Annotated in this window: 21 protein-coding genes; all 21 read right to left on the bottom strand. The window is 43.9% G+C overall.

The genetic code is table 11. The features are described from left to right. A partial coding sequence (locus ACTNB3_RS11665; protein ID WP_441025843.1) for a phage tail spike protein occupies positions 1 to 2,256 on the bottom strand: 2,256 nt, incomplete at its 3' end. Next, positions 2,257 to 3,762, bottom strand: coding sequence for a distal tail protein Dit (locus ACTNB3_RS11660; RefSeq protein ID WP_441025841.1), 1,506 nt, complete (start codon positions 3,760 to 3,762; stop codon positions 2,257 to 2,259). Continuing rightward, positions 3,755 to 6,739, bottom strand: a complete 2,985-nt coding sequence (locus ACTNB3_RS11655; RefSeq protein ID WP_441025839.1) for a tape measure protein — start codon at positions 6,737 to 6,739, stop codon at positions 3,755 to 3,757. Before ACTNB3_RS11655 ends, ACTNB3_RS11660 begins: the two co-directional genes overlap by 8 nt. 1 nt (position 6,740) lies before the next feature. Further along, on the bottom strand, positions 6,741 to 7,016 hold the full coding sequence (locus ACTNB3_RS11650; RefSeq protein WP_441025837.1) for a hypothetical protein: 276 nt from the start codon (positions 7,014 to 7,016) through the stop codon (positions 6,741 to 6,743). Between the two features lie 71 nt (positions 7,017 to 7,087). Then, on the bottom strand, positions 7,088 to 7,498 hold the full coding sequence (locus ACTNB3_RS11645) for a tail assembly chaperone (RefSeq protein WP_441025835.1): 411 nt from the start codon (positions 7,496 to 7,498) through the stop codon (positions 7,088 to 7,090). Between the two features lie 15 nt (positions 7,499 to 7,513). After that, on the bottom strand, positions 7,514 to 8,020 hold the full coding sequence (locus ACTNB3_RS11640) for a phage major tail protein, TP901-1 family (protein ID WP_441025833.1): 507 nt from the start codon (positions 8,018 to 8,020) through the stop codon (positions 7,514 to 7,516). Positions 8,021 to 8,029: 9 nt separating this feature from the next. Further along, positions 8,030 to 8,419, bottom strand: a complete 390-nt coding sequence (locus tag ACTNB3_RS11635) for a hypothetical protein (RefSeq protein ID WP_441025831.1) — start codon at positions 8,417 to 8,419, stop codon at positions 8,030 to 8,032. Between the two features lie 9 nt (positions 8,420 to 8,428). After that, positions 8,429 to 8,776: an HK97-gp10 family putative phage morphogenesis protein gene (locus tag ACTNB3_RS11630; RefSeq protein ID WP_441025830.1), complete on the bottom strand. Its 348-nt coding sequence runs from the start codon at positions 8,774 to 8,776 to the stop codon at positions 8,429 to 8,431. Continuing rightward, on the bottom strand, positions 8,763 to 9,071 hold the full coding sequence (locus tag ACTNB3_RS11625) for a hypothetical protein (protein ID WP_441025828.1): 309 nt from the start codon (positions 9,069 to 9,071) through the stop codon (positions 8,763 to 8,765). Before ACTNB3_RS11625 ends, ACTNB3_RS11630 begins: the two co-directional genes overlap by 14 nt. Next, positions 9,068 to 9,409, bottom strand: coding sequence for a phage head-tail connector protein (locus tag ACTNB3_RS11620; protein ID WP_441025826.1), 342 nt, complete (start codon positions 9,407 to 9,409; stop codon positions 9,068 to 9,070). The genes ACTNB3_RS11625 and ACTNB3_RS11620 overlap by 4 nt, the downstream gene beginning before the upstream one ends. 8 nt (positions 9,410 to 9,417) lie before the next feature. Then, positions 9,418 to 9,702 (bottom strand): hypothetical protein, encoded by a 285-nt coding sequence (locus tag ACTNB3_RS11615; protein WP_441025824.1) that lies wholly within the window; start codon positions 9,700 to 9,702, stop codon positions 9,418 to 9,420. 13 nt (positions 9,703 to 9,715) lie between these two features. Then, entirely contained in the window at positions 9,716 to 10,615 is a 900-nt protein-coding gene (locus ACTNB3_RS11610; protein WP_441025822.1) for a hypothetical protein, read from the bottom strand. Positions 10,616 to 10,631: 16 nt separating this feature from the next. Next, positions 10,632 to 11,252, bottom strand: coding sequence for a DUF4355 domain-containing protein (locus ACTNB3_RS11605; RefSeq protein ID WP_441025820.1), 621 nt, complete (start codon positions 11,250 to 11,252; stop codon positions 10,632 to 10,634). A 130-nt stretch (positions 11,253 to 11,382) separates the two neighbouring features. Next, on the bottom strand, positions 11,383 to 11,670 hold the full coding sequence (locus ACTNB3_RS11600) for a ribosomal-processing cysteine protease Prp (RefSeq protein WP_441025818.1): 288 nt from the start codon (positions 11,668 to 11,670) through the stop codon (positions 11,383 to 11,385). Positions 11,671 to 11,723: 53 nt separating this feature from the next. Then, positions 11,724 to 11,933, bottom strand: coding sequence for a hypothetical protein (locus ACTNB3_RS11595; RefSeq protein ID WP_441025816.1), 210 nt, complete (start codon positions 11,931 to 11,933; stop codon positions 11,724 to 11,726). Beyond that, positions 11,930 to 12,280 carry a hypothetical protein gene (locus tag ACTNB3_RS11590; protein WP_441025814.1) on the bottom strand — a complete coding sequence of 117 codons (351 nt, stop codon included), beginning with the start codon at positions 12,278 to 12,280 and terminating at the stop codon, positions 11,930 to 11,932. Before ACTNB3_RS11590 ends, ACTNB3_RS11595 begins: the two co-directional genes overlap by 4 nt. 57 nt (positions 12,281 to 12,337) lie before the next feature. Further along, positions 12,338 to 12,511 carry a hypothetical protein gene (locus tag ACTNB3_RS11585; RefSeq protein WP_427818977.1) on the bottom strand — a complete coding sequence of 58 codons (174 nt, stop codon included), beginning with the start codon at positions 12,509 to 12,511 and terminating at the stop codon, positions 12,338 to 12,340. After that, entirely contained in the window at positions 12,511 to 14,031 is a 1,521-nt protein-coding gene (locus ACTNB3_RS11580; protein WP_441025812.1) for a minor capsid protein, read from the bottom strand. The genes ACTNB3_RS11585 and ACTNB3_RS11580 overlap by 1 nt, the downstream gene beginning before the upstream one ends. After that, entirely contained in the window at positions 14,018 to 15,364 is a 1,347-nt protein-coding gene (locus ACTNB3_RS11575) for a phage portal protein (RefSeq protein WP_441025810.1), read from the bottom strand. The genes ACTNB3_RS11580 and ACTNB3_RS11575 overlap by 14 nt, the downstream gene beginning before the upstream one ends. After that, complete coding sequence (locus tag ACTNB3_RS11570; protein ID WP_441025808.1) at positions 15,365 to 16,639, bottom strand: hypothetical protein; 1,275 nt, start codon at positions 16,637 to 16,639, stop codon at positions 15,365 to 15,367. Continuing rightward, positions 16,596 to 17,123 carry a terminase small subunit gene (locus tag ACTNB3_RS11565; protein WP_441025806.1) on the bottom strand — a complete coding sequence of 176 codons (528 nt, stop codon included), beginning with the start codon at positions 17,121 to 17,123 and terminating at the stop codon, positions 16,596 to 16,598. The genes ACTNB3_RS11570 and ACTNB3_RS11565 overlap by 44 nt, the downstream gene beginning before the upstream one ends. Positions 17,124 to 17,212 lie beyond the last annotated feature (89 nt).

The raw sequence follows: 17,212 nt of genomic DNA, 5'->3' as shown, positions 1-17,212 counted from the left end.
TCCTTTAAACGTCTCCGCTTCGATATTTACGGCCGAGAACTTATACATCTCCCACTCCGTACCATTCCACCGGTATGTTGCCCCCTGCACCAGTCCGGCTGTTGTTCCGGTGTTCTTCCAGAGCATTCCGTCATACTTGTCGGTTGGTTCGTCATCGGACTCCACAATTCCAGTCGGTTCTCCATCCTTGCCCGGTTCTCCTTCTATTTTCTTCCAGGTGTAATCTTCAAACGCTGTGCTCGGCGTCGGATCCTCACTTACCATCTGTCCCATCCATGCACCCGGATAGGATCCTAATTTTGATTCGTGTTCGCCGAACGTCGGTGATACAGTGTTGTTGCTAAACAAGGTGTTCCACGAATTGTAGTTTATTACGTAAGGCGAAGAACCAACTAGGAAAACCCTCACGTAGTATGTGTCTTCCGGCATCTTATAATCTTTGTCTGTCAGATCTGCTTTTTTCGTTGTCACGCCGACCGCATTTCCGTCTTCGCCGTACCTTGTTATGCCCATGTCGATGAATGGATGCCCGGAAGTCATCTGATATGTGTCGCCAGGAACGACTGGAATCAGTTCCTTCATGCAGATTCGATTGTACTGCTGACTTCCAGTCAAACTGTCTGGACTCGCTGTATCGATTGTGGTGCTGGAAGAATAATATCCCTTTACCCAGTCGCTCCTCTTTCTCGAAACCAGATTCCCTTTTCCTGTGAACGTTTCTCCATCGTCCGAATACTTGATGTGCGTATAGGACGATACTCCGTCTTTCCCGTCAGCTCCATTTTCCCCGGGATCGCCTTTTTCTCCGTCTTTTCCGTCATTCACATCCGTAATTGTGACTTCATAAAATCCTTTGACATTCCCAGCTGAATCCTTTGCTTCGAATCGATACATGGCTTTTCCGTCCACATCTGCAGCATTGACCGTGATGCTCTTTCCGTTCGCTAAATCCGCGCCGTCTTTGCTCCACGCGATCGTAAATTTATCCGTTACGTCTGTCACGCCGTCGCGAACAGAAGCAGTTAGTATGGTAGATCCGGTATTATTTTTAAATGTCGTTCCGTTATCGGTCGAAATCATACAGGTATAAGTCTTATTCTGCTCGATCATGGCATTCATTTTGGCAACCAGATCTGAATCTAGCTGAGACTGCAGTTCGTGGAAATTGTCAAATGTGGTTTTGTTTCTCGTCAAATCCGTAAAGCTACGGATCTGTTCCGTGACTCTCGCTTGCAGGTACAGTGCTGGATTGTATTCGTCATCCTCAATCTGCACTGTATCGCCGATATCAGTATCGAAATATCCGGATACCTCATACTCAACCTGAGGAACGCAGTTTTTCTTGAGTTCCGACAGGGCATTGCCATATAGCACATTCACATTGTCCGTATCGTATTCGTAGATCTTCGCAATGTATCTGTCATTTGCGGACCATAAATTTGACGGAAACCGATCTCTCGCCTGCGGTGCGAGAATATTGTTGTTTCCGGCCGGCGAAGAGTATTCAAGGTTCCCATCCGCATCGTATTCCGATTTGTCCAGATCCGTGATCGTAAGCCCGTCCCTGCCGAATGGCCGGATCGCCGTATACAGTCCCGTGATATCTGATGTTTTGACGATTCCGGTTACATTTTTACCGTATCGCAATACAATGTCATTCCGGTTCACGCCGATTCCCTGGATCTCATCGGTGTGCTCCTTGTATACATTCATTCTGATTTCTTTCAGCGAGTAGTTATCGTTTAGTTGTGGGATAAATTCCACCTCCGCATCAAACACTGCGGCCAACGAAAATATTCTGGCCAGCATCGTGTCTGCGCCATCCCACTCGTGCTTGATGGACTTATCGGATACCTCATTGTTTCCCAGTGTGATGATATGTTCCGCATCAAATATCTCGAGATATTGTGCGAACGTCTTCGCTTCTGTAGCTGCATATTTCTCTTTTTCTTCATTTAAAAGTTCGAATGATAAAGAGTACGCCGTCACTTCCACTTCCAGTTCATCACGCCGGACGCTCATGATATTCATATAGTATTCTTTTCCGCGGTACAAAAAAGAGAGCTTATTGCCCTCTACTAAATACTGTGCATCCTCATGCTTTGCGCCGGCGCAAAAGGTCAGCGTGTTGGCCGTGCCTTTCAGGTACTCGTGCAGCTCGTCCTCGTAATAATGCAGCGCCTTAGGAGCGCCATTATCCATAAACGCCAGGACGTTATCGTAAGCGTCCAGGACTGCAATTCTCACTCTTTCCATTTACAGATACGCCTCCCTTATTCGCACAGCGACATCGGGCGCGGGATCACAGAAATCCGAGAAATAAAACTGGATCTTACTCTCCCCTGGTGGAACATGGAAATGTTTGCTTCCCTTCACCTCGTCACCCAGTGCCGGCACGCCGTTTACATACATTTTTGTGGTCTCTCCATCAATTGTGATCACATCGCCTTCCGCGTATCGATTCGGAATGTCTACCGCGTACTGCACATTGTGCTTTGTAAAGTTCAGCTCCCGGAATCCCATTACAACCGGATTTGCCCTCGTTCCGTACTGTCCGGCAAAGATTGTGATCGTCAATGCCTTTTTATCTGCAGCTTCTGGAACTCGGTATGAGTATGTTTTTCCACCAAAGAAAAAGTCGAATTGTTCTCCTTGTTTTTGGATTCCAATCTGCCCGTCTTTTGTTACGGATTTTGCATTTGGCTCGTATCTCACGCGCCCCTTTTCCACTGCTCGCACCTGGAAAATAGCATCTGCATTCGCATCGGATAAACCCTTTACAATATGGATTGATGCCAGATGATTGCCATCCTCATCACCAATTACAAACTCTAGCAGTCCGTCCTGCGATGCGTTGGATGATTCGAACTGTATTCTTGCCATAGTCTTAAAGTTTGCAGCTCCCGAGACTCCCGAAGAGTCCGCAGGAATGGCCACCTGTCTAGCGGCACCATGCCAGCTGGATCCGCTTCCGGATGATTGTACCATCAGCCATCCGCTCTCGTAACCAGTGAATTGTCCGTTCATCGGGAAATTGTCATTGCTGGCCAGAATTCCTTTTCCTTCAGTCATTGCATCAAAATCATTACAGTCTTTGTATTTTACCAACACTTCCGACTTCTCCCTGGCCTCATCGTCCGCTTCATCAACGGATCCATACTGCAGGATTCCGTACTCACTTACGATGCCGATAAAGCCATTCTCGTGATTGTGCGTGATATCATAGCTCACCGGAACGGATTCTGTTCCTGAATTGGTTACCGTCGCTTCCAGGACGCCGGATGCATTCTCGGACGCCTGGAAGGTTTTTTCGGTTGTGGAGTGCTTATATGGATCCGAGCAATACATTTCAAATGTGCTGACTATCTTATTTCTTCCATCCGGGACATCCCCGGTATCTGAAAATGTACCATAAAAGCACTTATCCGGTTCGTCATCAAAGATCAGCTGTGCTTCCTCCACATTAAGTGCTTTATTCAGCTGATTGAATGCTTCCCTGAACTCTTCACATGTGTCTGCATTGATCTGATACTTAATAGTCAGAATTCGTGCCGGGTGCCTTCTCTGGAGATACTGCTCACCATTTATACCTGCGATTGATAATGTAGATATCTCCGATTCTAGCAGTTCTCTCCCAGATACGCTCAGTGTTCTGTATCCGTGAACAATATTCTCCAAATATTCTCCGTTGATCGAGAAAGCTTCCGATCCGAAATATTCTAATGCCTCTTTCGTCTTGACTGTATCTCTAAATCTATACATCTTTAATTCCTTTCAGCATATTCTTAAGCTTATCTTTCTTTTCCAATTCATCCTGCGTATAGGTGGCGGATGCTTTTGCAATTTCACGGCCTTCAAGCTCGACCGGGACGATAATCGTATATTTGGCTTCCTGATAATATGTGTAGTCGTCTGAAAGCTCCATATTTCCATATCCACCTGCTACTGCAAGTTTCTGCCGTTTCATCACCTTGCTTGGTACGGATACCATCTTCTCTGATGCTCTCCATGCTTCTTTAACCTTTGACAGTATGCCGCCAACATATCCTCCGCCCCAGTATCCTCCAAGATCTTCAGCAACCTTTGACGGACTGTTGATTTTTGCCTTTGCGCGTATCGCTGCTTCGGCTGCCGATGCAAGCTGAGTAGCTACGCTTCGCACCGCTCCAAGCTGGCTTCTCATTCCATTCGCAAGCCCTTGTCCAATGTAGACACCACAGGAATAAGATCTGCTACTGGTTGAATTGAATACAGAAATAATAGTATTTGTGGAACTTTTTGCGGTTCCGATTGCAGCTGTCATTCCCGTTCCAAGTCCGGAATTGAATGCACTTCCTACTTTTCCGCCAGAACCTTTTGCCTTGCTTGATGCTCCGTCAAATGCGCTGATCATCGAATTCATTGATGATTTCGCCTTGTTTCCGATAGCATCCAGTCCTTCATTCACAATCGACATTGAACTCTTCATGCTTGATAACGATTTTTGAGCCGTCTTTGCATTTTTGGAAATAGACTTCATGCTTGAATTTACTAATTTCAGAGATGCATAAAGCACCAGCATGCCTGCACTCGTAACAACAATTCCGGCAGAAAATGCCAACAATCCCACCGTTGCCACCACAAGTCCCGCTCCAAGTGCAACGCATCCGATTCCGGCAAGCGCAGCTCCTGCAGCAAATACTGTCATTCCAGCACCAAGGGCTACTATTGCTACGGCTCCTTGCAATCCATATTCTGTGACAGTAGGCAATACTGCCGCCACAACATACAATGCTGCAGAAGCTAAAACCGCTCCTGCACCTACCATCAAGATTGCGGCTCCAAATGCGACGAACCCAACCGCTCCTGCCGTAAGCACAGGTCCTAATAACGCAGCCCCCGCCGCCAGAAGCGCAACCGCAGCAACCATTCCTACCATGACGCCAATTGCCAATGGACCGGCATTTGCGAGATTAATCGCCGCGCTCGTCATGAGAGCCATGCCCACGCCGGCAACCAGAACCGCAGCACCAAACGCCACAAATCCAACCGCTCCTGCCGTAAGAGCTGGAGCGACTGATTTCGCTACGTACATGAGTGCCCCGACTGCAGCAACCATACCTACCATAGTAGCGATAGCAGCCGGACCGGCGCTTGCAAGCTGTATCGCGGAATACGATAGCAAAGCAAATCCGGCGCTGATCAGTAGTATACTTGCTCCAACTGCCATCATTGCAGTTGACATAGCAGATAATTTTTTTGTTCCTCCAGACATAGATGAAAGCATTTTCAACATTCCAACGCTCAGAGCAGATACAACCCCAACCAATCCAATCAGAACACCGATAGCCACAGGACCGGCGTTTGCGACTGCGACAGCAGACTGCGCAAGTAAATAAAATCCTGTACTAATCGTCAAAACACCGACGCCAAGCATCATAAATGATTTAGCAGAAGCCAACATTTTATTAGAGCTTCTGCCGCTTGATTTACCAACTGCATCTTGCCCTTTGGATACTCCGAAAAGTCCGGGAACTAATTTACTAATGCCAAGCTTGGCGAGGCCTCCGATCGCACCGGTAAACATTCCAACGAACGGAGCTACGGCTTTCACAATTTTGAATCCTTTGTATGCGACATAAAGTTTAGGCAAAGTAGTTAATACCTTCGCAATAATCTCTGAATGCTCCTCGCAGAATCCTGCAAACGACTTTAATGCATCTGTAGCGACACCGAGAACATCCGAAAAGCTACTCACGCTCTCAGCTGATCCAAATGAATCTGTAAGCTCTCCTACATGCCCTACAATCGCACTGACCGCATATCCAAACGCATTTTTAACCTCGATGAAGTCGGTTTTAAATACCGCCCAGTATGGCGAAATCTTATCAATAGCCGCCGGCACTCTAACTGCAAGCCAATCGAATCCAGATCCTATTTTTTCATTCATTCCATTGATTGCATCAATAACAGAACTCTTTGCAAAGGAGTCATACAGGTTCATCATTCCGCTAACCACGGTTGCTTCCAGATTTCCCATTGCTCCTTCAAACGTTGTGACGGAAGTAGCTGCCTCTTTTGCCATTTCGGTCATACCGATATTATTCATAGCTTCCGCCAGAAGATCTGCTGTAAGAGCTCCATCTTCCATCGCTTTCTTAAAGTCTTTACCGATTTTAGGATTAAGCTTGATCAACTCTTTCCTAAGCCCTCCTGCGAGCTGTGGACTGGCATTTAATATCTGATTCCAATCCTGGGCATGGAGCGCTCCTGACGCCATCGCCTGCGAAAATGCAAGAGCGACACTGGAGTATTCCTGCGCTCCACCACCAAATACGGCAACTGCATTTCCGACCGCTTCCGTAAGCTTATCCGCATCCTTGATTCCGTTTGCAGATAGAGCCCCGAACGTGCTCATAACGTCCTGAAGACTAAATACCGTCTTATCAGCGTATGTTTTTAATGTTCCTGTCGCACCCGCGATTCGCTGGATCTCCTTTTCCTCATATCCGCTAAATCGCATAGCCGCCTGCAGCTTGTACATAGAATCTGATGTTTCAATCGTCTCTTTTGACAGACTTGACATCTCTCCCATGACCGTCTGAACTGCAGACTGCCCGATTGCCATCATTGCTCCGAACCCGATTCCGCTCGTCAATGTGTCCTTCAGATTATTGGTGTACCCAAGGGCGCTTTTCATTGTTGATGCAAAATTCTTATCGACTGCGGATAATACCGCCCTAACGGAAAAATCGCCCATGCTATGCGCCCTCCTTCCTTAATAATTTTCCGATTCCGGAAAACCGTTCTTTCTTTTGAGCCTTCTTACCTTTCACCTTTTTCAGTTCTGACTCATAATCAAAAAACTTATCAAAACTACTGAAAGCTGGTTTCTGCTTATGCTTTCCGACTTTCTTCTTTGCCTGTGCTGCGAAATTAAGGAAAGCCTGCCAGTGCACATGGTAATTGTCATCAACCATTTTCAACTGGTAGGCTTCCATCATAAGTTCATATTCTGGAATTGTAAGTCGGTCCACCTCAGCAATGCTTTTGAATCCTAAATACCGGAAACAGTCTACGGCAACATCATGGTAGAATTCCTCGATCGTTACATCATTGATTCCATCCTCATTTTTTCCATCGCTTCCCGCTTCGCTTTCTCCTTCTCGATAGCGTTCAGTGCATCCAGTGTCGCATTCTTCGTAGCATTTGCTTTCTTTAAGAAACCCAGCGTTTTCTCAAATACCTCGTCAATATCTGTATTTTCGTCATTAATAAAGGCATCCAGTCCATCCATAGTGATTCTCGGATCGCAGCCCTTATTTGCCATGAACAAAACCTCCACCAGTGCTTCGACATCATAATCGTTCAAACGCCCAACCGTGTATCTGAGCCCCACATTCTGTTTCATATCTTTCATGCCGTCGACAGGAACCGTAACTGTTTTGTTAATCTCCCTGAGGAATCCCATTCCGAAATTAAACTTCACCATCTGGCCATTCATTTCTAATTCATACATCTTTTATTTTCCCCCTTATGCTCTCGTTTTCTTCGTATCCTTAAATACATATTCGGCAATCGCCTGCTGTTCGTCTGTCACTGTTGCATATCCGTCAGCGCCTTTTCCTTCAATTCCAAAGTCTATAGATGCCTCGGCATGGTCTTCTGAATTTGAAGAAAGCTCAAAATTGGTCACGTATCCAAGAAAATACTTTGCTGCAAACTTTCCTGAATTCGTATCTGTTCCTGGCTTATCCAGATTCACCTCCCAGATCTCCATCTTTTCGCCGTCATCAATTGCCTTCTCAATCTTTGCAATCATTTCATCATTTTCGCTTGCAAAAATAGCCGCTGCACTAATTTCTGTTTCCAGTTCGCCAGGAACGCGAATGGACCCATCCTTTGTGTCTACTGTATCTGAATCTCTTGACTTTGATCGGCTGTTTTCTGTTGTGAATGCAATCGCAGTTGCATCACTGGTTGCTGCTTCGCTCAAAAGCCTGTACAGATAAATAATTCGTTTACCTTTAATTGCTCCCATATCGTCCTCCTATAAAATATCAAATACTAAATTTACCATGCCCCTCCATACCGGTGGGGTTACTGTCCTATCCTGATTGATCTGTATGCCGGAATCATTAACCCTGAGAGAAACCTTGAATCCATAAGCATCTTGCATATTCGTTGCTTCATAGAACAAATCATTGCATAGTTCAGATACTTTCTTACGGTTCATTTCTGTATCCCAGATATTCAAATTGATAGATACTTGGGATAAAACGCCTGACTTTGTTCCGGTATATTTCGTCTGAAAATCACCTAAGTCCGCAAACGGATATCCAACATCGTTCATAGGCCTGCTCTCATACACCTTTTTATCCAGCTTCCCGGATAGGAGCTTCCATATTGCATCATGTATTGCCTGTTCTGCAGTTCTCATGACTCCCTCCTACCTCAACAGCTTTTTCATATCTGCTTGGAATTTTGCTTCCTGCTCGTCAAGCGCGGGCTTTACGAACGGTTGTGCATCCATGAATCTTGTACCATATTCCAGATACGGTGAATACTCTGTTGTTGGACCTGATTCTGCCGTCATTCCTCCGTCAGTTATCTCTAAATCAACGCTCCGCTTTGTTTCGCCAGTCTGATATCCCTTCTTGAAGTCTGCATTATCCTGTATTTTCTGCTGTAGCCCCATACCATTCATGCGTACAACCTTTTTAACATCATTCAGGGTTACATTCTTTCGCAGCTGTTTTTCCAGTTTATCTAATCCAACAATCTTAATTTCCGCCATTTTCCGTCACCACAAAGCTGCATCTATCAGTCGGATAACGATCCGTATCGACTGTATATGCTTTTCCTTCCATTTCGATATAATCGTACGGCCGGTCGAATGCTCTTTGCAGACGAACGACATAGCGGTTCGGTTTAACATCGCCGAACACAGCTTGCTGCCTCTCGCTATTCATGTGTGTTACATTAGCATACTTCTTTTCCCGGATGCTCTTTTCCTCGTTCCATACCCCATTGTCCGGATCATATTCCTTCCGCCCGCTCTTAACAAAGATAATCGGTGTGTTGTATCTCATATAAACCTCAGCACTCCTCTTTTCTTTCCTTCGCGCCTTGCAATCCATTCCTTAATGTCAGAATCGTATGCATCGATGTCATTAGCATCGTCAAAGGAAATACTTTCTCCTTCCTGGCTGTAACTTGACATTCCCTCGTTCCCGAGGCGGTTAAATCTTGCAACGGAAACCTCACACACAATATATTCCAGTTCAGGCGGCACTTCTTCAATGTCAGACGGCAGGCGAAGAAGCACCTGCCGTTTTGCATGTTTTATTATCAGATCTATCTTGTCATCCAATCCGGATTCTCCGGAATCCACATCGACTAACAGTTTTACATCTTCAAATATTGACATTCAATCACCTACTCCGCTGCACTTTTTCCAGACTTCGCCTTTTTCGGACTGGGATCCTGGTTTTCGTCCTTTGCCGCTTCTTTCGGTGTCTCTGGATTTTCCTCTTCGACAAGTTCAATCAGCGGAGTTTTCTGCAGATTGTTACTTCCGGAAAGCTCGGCAATTCTTTCCTCGGAAGGCTTGAGACCTTTCCGTGGATACTCATCTCCGATTTCATATTCATGGTACAGATCTCCGCTTTTGGTTTTCTTTACATCCTGCAAATCAGCAAATGCTTTAATGACTCTATACATATTCCGTTACCTCCTATGCTCCTGCCGGTGTGATAGTTGAGATTACTACTCCATCCAGAAGTTCTGCATAGAATACAACTCCCGACATAATTAATGTTGTAATTGACGCATTATCGGCAGCGATTTGATGCGTCATACCCACGAGCCCCGTAGTATCTGAAGTAAGATTAAACGACTGCGCCAGATCGCCACTTCCTGCCGGCACATAAGCACCCCTTAAATTCTCCTTTGCCGTAGCAATTGTTTTTCCTTTTGCCAAAGCTGGCGTTACAATCGCAGTTCCAAGTCCAAGGAAATTTTCAATGTATGTCCAGCCGAACGCAGTCTGCATTGTAATCTGCGCAGAACCAAGATATTCTGCAACGTCATCTGAAGAAACAAAAAATACAGGTGTCGCATCTTCATCCTCGTAAAATTTCTTCACTTTTCCCCATCCTGCTGCAAGCGCACCCTGAAGAGTGGTTCCTACAGTAGAGCCGGTACCAGTAAGAAGAACATTATAAAAGTTTTTCTTTATATCTTTTCGGATTCCAGAAACCAGCTTCTCATCTGTCTGGTTGATTGCAATATTTCTGCCTACTTTCTGTATTGCCTCCGCAGTTGTCTGCTTGCGGTATTTATTGAGGCTTAACTCAACGGTTTTTGCAAGCTTTCTGTTAATTTTGGTCAGCGGAATAGTTTCTCCTTCCGCTACCTGTTCCGGAGTATTCACCTGTTCCATCTTATATACTTTAATCAATGTACCAGCAGACATTGGCTCAAGATCTGCAATCCCAAGCAAATTCTGAAGTTCCGTAATATTCGAGCTTAATCTAGTAGTAAAGTCTACCGAAATTGCCGGTTCCAAATCCGTGGCCACTACTTCATTTTCCGGTGCTGCAAAAATCTGCAGCTTCATATCTTTCATTTTCATATTTTTATTCCTCCTATTATTTAAATAAACTCATATTTTCGCGAATAAGGCGCTGTCTCTCAGTACGATCTTTTACAGCGAGAATCTGCTCTTTGGTTAGTTTTGAAGCCCCTCCTGATTTTGGTTCGTCGCCTTTCAGTGCTTCCTTTACAGCCTTTCCAACTTCTGCACGAAACAGTGCTGCGAATTCTTCTACTGCGCTTTTAGTAGATTCCGCATCGTCTTTCACAAGACTTTCCAGAAGCCGATCGCTTACATTGATATCATCATCCTGCAAAATCGCCCTTGCCTGATTCATCATTTCGGTACGCGTAGATTCTCTCTCGTACTTCTGAATTCGAGCTTCAAGTTCCTTCATTCGCTTTTCTGCCTTTTCCTCAGCTGTCATATTTCCCAGCTTCTCGGCTTCAGTAACTTTCTTTTCCTGCTTTTTCTGCCACTCAGCGAATTTTTGATCGATAATTCTATTAAGATCATCATCTGTGTACTTCTTTTCCCCTGGCTTTGGACCTGGATCAGGAGTTGGTTCGGGTTTAGGTTCCGGATCTGGATCCGGCGTTGGATCAGCAAATAACTGTAAGCTCATTTTTCTCAGCTGCTTTTTCGTAAATGTACGTTCTATTTTTCTAAAATTCATTTTGTTAGCCTCCGTTTTTGAATCTGTCATTGATTTCCGTAAGGATTTTCGAGTCTCACGCCTGCTCACCCGTAGTTTATAGTTTCCACGCCTAACTTCCATAGCTTTTATTGAGTTCCATGCCTGCTCGTTAATCAATCCGGACATTATCCGGGAACTCACGAGAAATCATACATATGCCGATAAAAAAAGAATCCACCAGAGTTTTGCTTACACCTGATAAATTCTTGTATATCATTCTGCAATTTCCATTATCGATATCGTATTCGATATCATCATCCGTCAATGCTTCAATCGAAGCAATCAAATTCTGAAATAAACACGATACCGCGCTACATACAATATCATATCCGTATGTCGCATACCCTGCGTGTCCGGAAATATCAATCTCGCCCTCTCGGACATTTACTACAATCAAGTAGCATCTCTCCTTTCTCTTCCGGTCATTCCCTACCGGTGGGAGACTTTGGATCACCGCCTTTCTACTGATAACCGCTTGCCGTCAAAACATACTGCATCTCCAATTTCCGCAATCTCATCGCCAATCATCACTCCTTTCAAATGTGATGCACCGTCAATAACACGATACACAAATCTTATTGTTCTGTAATTTATCCGTAATGCCAGCCACTGGGGCGCCAGCATATCCGAATCTTTTGTTATGGTGTACGAGCGCTTCACAGGCAATCAACTTCTTTAAATGTCTGGAATATCTTCGGAGACTGGATTGCAAACCAATCCACCATCTCTTCATTTTCTGCCCATGATCCGTAGTAGTGAGAAGCATTTGCGGACAGCCCACTCTCAGACAAATACGCATGGATGATCTCATGCCTGAGGACATCTTTATCGCATCGCTCCCTTCCCGTAGCTGTCATATCTTTGTCATTGCATCTTTTAATCCAAATATCTCTGTCATGCCTATTGCAAAGGCCTCCGGCATTTTCTCCAACTTCACTTAGATAATCCGGGAATTCATCCACAAATTTAATATTGTAATTAGTTCCGAGTATATTTACTATCTTCATAGCTCCTCCTTAAAATGGGTATAAAAATACCACCGGTCAATTACTGACTGGTGGTATCTACTGTTTGTTTAAATATCCGTTTTCATATAAAAATTTGTTTTCCTCGACTGTTAATACCGAAAAAGGGTTGATCCATGTGTCATCTTCCGAACTAGGTCCATCATACTTGTATTCTGACGGAATAAACCCAAGCTTTTCGCAAATTCTTTGATATTCTTTTTCTCTATCCATCAAAACACCTCCAAACTGATTCCTGCATCATCTAACTGTTTCTTTACGTTTTTAGTATACCCATCTTTTAACAACAGGTCAAGCGCTGAAACCGCCATTGGCGCATTAAACCTTTCATTGTCAACAGAATATTTATAAACCGTCCCATCATGACAAACAACCAGTCCGTATTTATATTTCCTGTCTTTGCACGCCATGATATCGGGAAAACTCGGTACACTGCTTCCAGGATGATTGTGTATAGCAATAACAGTATATGGCTTTGCCTCTTTCAGCATTTTCTTCATACTATCACTTGGAGAAGCTGTATTCTCTTTGTCATAATTTTTATTAATTTTCGCATTCCCCGTCTCACTATCCACAAACGCCAGATCCTCATACACCGTTCCAGAACGATGCTCTAACATATCAAGAGCATTTTCCCACAGTGATCTGCTGATTTTATTCTCTCCAGTGATATCAGTAAATTTTCTTCTGTATCCCGCAGAACTAATTGCAGATGTATTGATAACAGCATTTTTATACTTGTATTTTCGTTTACTCCCTTCTTTTTCTGAAAAAGTCCTTGACCGGTTCCACTCTTCTGTGGTTCCGCCATTATCCAAATAATACAGCCATTCTTCGTATTCCTCACTATCCATCCAAGCGGCTATACTACATCGACAATTCGGATGCATCGGCGGCGCGTTTACTGCAATTTCCATATCTTTAATCTTAAAATGCTTTCCGTTCAGCTCCTTGCATATTCCGCAGGCAGTTCCATTGCAAATAAATTGATAATCTTCAAACTCATTCTTCTCAAGAGACTGCTTCTGAGCTTCTATCTGCACTCTGGCGAGCTCCGTCCGCATAAGTCTCTCTGCATTGTACTCAGATACTCCGAATCTCTTCCGAATATGCACAGCGAGCTGCCGTGGATTCTTACCCTGGATCATTCCTTCCATCAAGAGTTTTGATAGCTCAGATTTTAGCATGTCCTGATACATCCAGATACGATCTGAATAAGTTGCATTTGCGAACGATGCATTCACAATAGCATGAGCGTATTTCGCATTATTCCTCACCGTCCCTCCAAGGATTCCAGCCATGCGTTCGAATTCCTGCAGGGATCTCTCAGTCAGAATCTGATCAAAATATTTTTGTAAACCGTCAAACCCGTCCACCAATTCAAGTCCGATATTTGCTTTCAGCATTTCAAACCGGTTTACCTTCATCGTAAGATTATATAGCCGCATCTCCTCATTTGCCTGATCGGAGAAGTTTTTTTCTTTCACATACTTTGCTGCCTTTCGTTCATATGCTTCGATATCCAGTTCAGAGACACGCTTCTTTGCTTCTGCCAGTGTAATTCCTTCTTTTTTGGCATACTTTGCATAAAATCCGTTAATCTCTTTTTGAATGTTATCCAACATATATTCGTAGCAATCATTGATAGCTTTTGAATACTCTTCTTCGGTCTTCAGGTTTTTCTTTAGGTTTTCCGCCTCGCGCTTCTGCCAGTATTCCTTACTGCTTGTCATTTGCATCAGCTCCAAACATTCGATTCATCACTGCATCATTGCCGATCTTATTCTGTTCTTTTTTCATCCGTCCGATTTCTTCCGAAACATTATCCACAATTGACAAAACTTTAAGCTTCGTCTCTTCTGACACAACACCCTCCAATTTTGATGCAATGTCGGATTCTTCTGCAAGGTTTGCAGGATAATTAGGAGTGAACTGGTATTTTATATTTAACCAATCATCTTTTTTCACACCGTGACTCTGCGATATTGGATTGGAAAATATCAATTTGTATCTGCGATTCATACCAGAAGTAAACTTTCTTTCTTTTTGTCGGAACAAGTTGTTCATCGACTGAAGTTTATATCTAAGCGCTATTCCAGAAGATGTTCCGAAATTTTCATCACTGATATTAGCTACCATTGACATCTGAAAAATCAAACGTTCTAGACGATTAATTAAATTTTCCTGAGTCGTATCTGCATTTGGTTTTTCAAGAAAAGCGACCGTTGGCATCGGAGACCCATCATCACCGCCTTCGAAATTAATAATTCTATTCCTTCTGATGTATGGAATGTCGTCATCATTAATTTTCGGACCTAGTATTTTCATATATGCATCTGCGAAATAATCTACGTCATTGGCTTTCTCAGAAATAGCTTTATTGTAAGCGTTGATTGCGGGCAATGCGCTTTCAAACAATCCCATACGTTCATCATTTTCGATGTACTCAGATGCCGGTACGCCATCGAAGCCATGTTTTTTAGGTTCACCGGTCCATTTATAAGTTCCCGCATTTTCAAAATGCTGCACTACACGGCTGTCAGACCAGCTTCCACGCTCGATATTATCCGCATCTTTGTAATACCTCACAAAAAACAGTTTTCGCTCTAAAATTGAATTATCAAAAATAAAAAATGATTCCATAGGAGATAAATACGTGATACCAATTTCACCGCCTGGATCCACGTAGTACATCTCATGTCCAACTCCGTGTATATCGCTTATTTTTGATATTTCAGCATTCCCATTGTCTTGATCATTGTATTGATCCAAAAATTCTAGATAAGCTGCAACTGTTTCGTTTTCACTTGTTGTTTTAATCGGTATTCCACAAAAAAAACCATTAAATGTATCTACGATATATTTTGCAAAATTAACACTGATTCGATTATCCGGTTTCCAGTCCGGCTTCTTCGGCTGATCATATATTTCGTATTTATTCTCATAAGCATTTTGCAACTTTTCATATCGGTTGTTTACAATCTGTTTATGCTTTCCTATGTATTCCGCCAATAAACTCGGCGTCATAATTGTTCCCGATGGAACCCTAAATATCGTATCATTCATTTATATCCCTCCCATTACTGGATTGTATCTCGGTTTTTTCTTTTCAAGTGACCGCAATAAGCTTGCCGCACTGTCCGGCGAATCATCGTGTTCTGCATGTTCTGAATAATCAAGAATTTCATTGATATATTCCGGATCCGTATCTTCCAACCAGACAATATTCTTCCAATTGCTTCGAAGATAAGTCGATATCTTCACAAATTTATTCATCGATTCGTCGTATGGATTTACACTGTATCCGAGTCCGCGCAGCTCCTTGGCCAGATATCCCTTATCAGCATTCTTTTCGCAAGATATTGAGCCGGCGCGGAACATCTTGTGATAAACTCCAATTTCGGATAAGCAGTCGTCCACATGCTTGTCCCACCGCTTTCCAAATCCAACGATCCGCCCATCCGAGATCTTATGGAAGATCGTGTATGCCGTACCGTCAGCTCCGTCATAAGCAGCATCTATATGAGCTACGCCGTTGTAGATCAGCTCTTTTTCTTTCGTGAACTTCGGTTCCTTAAACATGGCATCTTTATCTGCGATGTGCTTCAGCTCATAATTAGCAGCAAACAAGCTATCGCTCATGCTCTGCCGCAATTCTTCCAGTTTGTCTCTTTTGATCAGTCCGGTAGAATAGCAGTCGTACTTTCGAACATTTGGCATGATCGATATTGCATCTTCTTTATGCCAGGGCGTCCCAGTGTTGATGAAACGCCCACCACGGTTGCAGATATTCTGGAGCTCCATGTACTGAATCTTTGTCCGCTCACGCTCAGCCTTGCTGATACGATCCTTCAAATTCACAATGTCATCCGTCACAACGATATCGGCATGCTTACCGGTAATGCTAGTCCCGATACCAAGTCCTACTACCTGGGACACGCCCTTTGTGGATGTGCATAGATTTGTATGTATTTCGGAATTGTTCTCCTTTATCAAATCCAATTCGGTTCCATACAGATCGCGAACAACACTCTGCATTGCGCCGCTCTTTAATATCTTCTGCGACTGCGTCAGAACCTCAGTAACGTCATCATCCGTCTTCCGGAAGAACATCACATTTTCGTTTGGCTTGATCACAGTATGTATTGCCAGAAACAGAGATAGATCTGTCGTCTTGTACGAACCGCGATGCGCAAGCAGCGTCTGATCAGCATCAGCATACAAAAAAGACCTCAACCACTCATTGTGTAAAGTAGTCAGGTCTTTAAATCCTACCCAGTGTCCAATTTTATATGGTTCATTCCACAGGAGGTCCAGAACCGCTTGCTTTTCGCTGTTCAAAGTATGCCTCCATTTCTTTTATGGAATCGTCAATTGCCGGAGTCTTAACATCCAGTTTGTCATTCCACATGCCTAGGTGACGCCCGAGAAGCTCTAATGCCTTCTCTTTATCATTCAGCTTTATCTCGATGCCGTTCGCGCCTTCCTTGATTCCTGCAATAGCCCGGATCTGGTTGTCCTCCAGTTGGCTGGTATCTTTTATTACAACTCTTCCTCCGCGTAGTTCAACATAGTCTGTCACTTTCGCGAATGCAGATGCTGCAAGTTCCCGGACAACACGATCCTGCGTGACCTCTGTTCGCTCCTGGCGTTCTTTCATTCGGTCTGAAATATATTTCGCAACCTTGACATTTCTCAACATCCTACTTCCAGCCTGTGCTGCCGTTTCATCTTTTTTTACGTTTGGATACGCTACACGGTAAGCCCGAGTGGCATTCAAATCAATCAGGTATTCATCTGCAAATATTTTCTGTTTGTCTGTCACTTTGGCTCACCACCTTTCTTCACATAGAAAAAGCACCTGGTTTTTACCAAGTGCTTGGTTCAAATTTTGTCTCATCTGAAAGACATTCT

Source organism: Bariatricus sp. HCP28S3_D3 (assembly GCF_052065755.1).
In the GTDB taxonomy this organism is placed as follows: domain Bacteria; phylum Bacillota; class Clostridia; order Lachnospirales; family Lachnospiraceae; genus Allocoprococcus.
This window is presented reverse-complemented; position numbering and strand designations above follow the sequence as displayed.

Coding starts and splice junctions, on each gene's coding strand:
- ACTNB3_RS11660 (WP_441025841.1), bottom strand. CDS start 3,762: ATGTATAGATTTAGAGATACAGTCAAGACGAAAGAGGCATTAGAATAT.
- ACTNB3_RS11655 (WP_441025839.1), bottom strand. CDS start 6,739: ATGGGCGATTTTTCCGTTAGGGCGGTATTATCCGCAGTCGATAAGAAT.
- ACTNB3_RS11645 (WP_441025835.1), bottom strand. CDS start 7,498: ATGTATGAATTAGAAATGAATGGCCAGATGGTGAAGTTTAATTTCGGA.
- ACTNB3_RS11640 (WP_441025833.1), bottom strand. CDS start 8,020: ATGGGAGCAATTAAAGGTAAACGAATTATTTATCTGTACAGGCTTTTG.
- ACTNB3_RS11635 (WP_441025831.1), bottom strand. CDS start 8,419: ATGAGAACTGCAGAACAGGCAATACATGATGCAATATGGAAGCTCCTA.
- ACTNB3_RS11630 (WP_441025830.1), bottom strand. CDS start 8,776: ATGGCGGAAATTAAGATTGTTGGATTAGATAAACTGGAAAAACAGCTG.
- ACTNB3_RS11625 (WP_441025828.1), bottom strand. CDS start 9,071: ATGAGATACAACACACCGATTATCTTTGTTAAGAGCGGGCGGAAGGAA.
- ACTNB3_RS11620 (WP_441025826.1), bottom strand. CDS start 9,409: ATGTCAATATTTGAAGATGTAAAACTGTTAGTCGATGTGGATTCCGGA.
- ACTNB3_RS11615 (WP_441025824.1), bottom strand. CDS start 9,702: ATGTATAGAGTCATTAAAGCATTTGCTGATTTGCAGGATGTAAAGAAA.
- ACTNB3_RS11610 (WP_441025822.1), bottom strand. CDS start 10,615: ATGAAAATGAAAGATATGAAGCTGCAGATTTTTGCAGCACCGGAAAAT.
- ACTNB3_RS11605 (WP_441025820.1), bottom strand. CDS start 11,252: ATGAATTTTAGAAAAATAGAACGTACATTTACGAAAAAGCAGCTGAGA.
- ACTNB3_RS11590 (WP_441025814.1), bottom strand. CDS start 12,280: ATGAAGATAGTAAATATACTCGGAACTAATTACAATATTAAATTTGTG.
- ACTNB3_RS11585 (WP_427818977.1), bottom strand. CDS start 12,511: ATGGATAGAGAAAAAGAATATCAAAGAATTTGCGAAAAGCTTGGGTTT.
- ACTNB3_RS11580 (WP_441025812.1), bottom strand. CDS start 14,031: ATGACAAGCAGTAAGGAATACTGGCAGAAGCGCGAGGCGGAAAACCTA.
- ACTNB3_RS11575 (WP_441025810.1), bottom strand. CDS start 15,364: ATGAATGATACGATATTTAGGGTTCCATCGGGAACAATTATGACGCCG.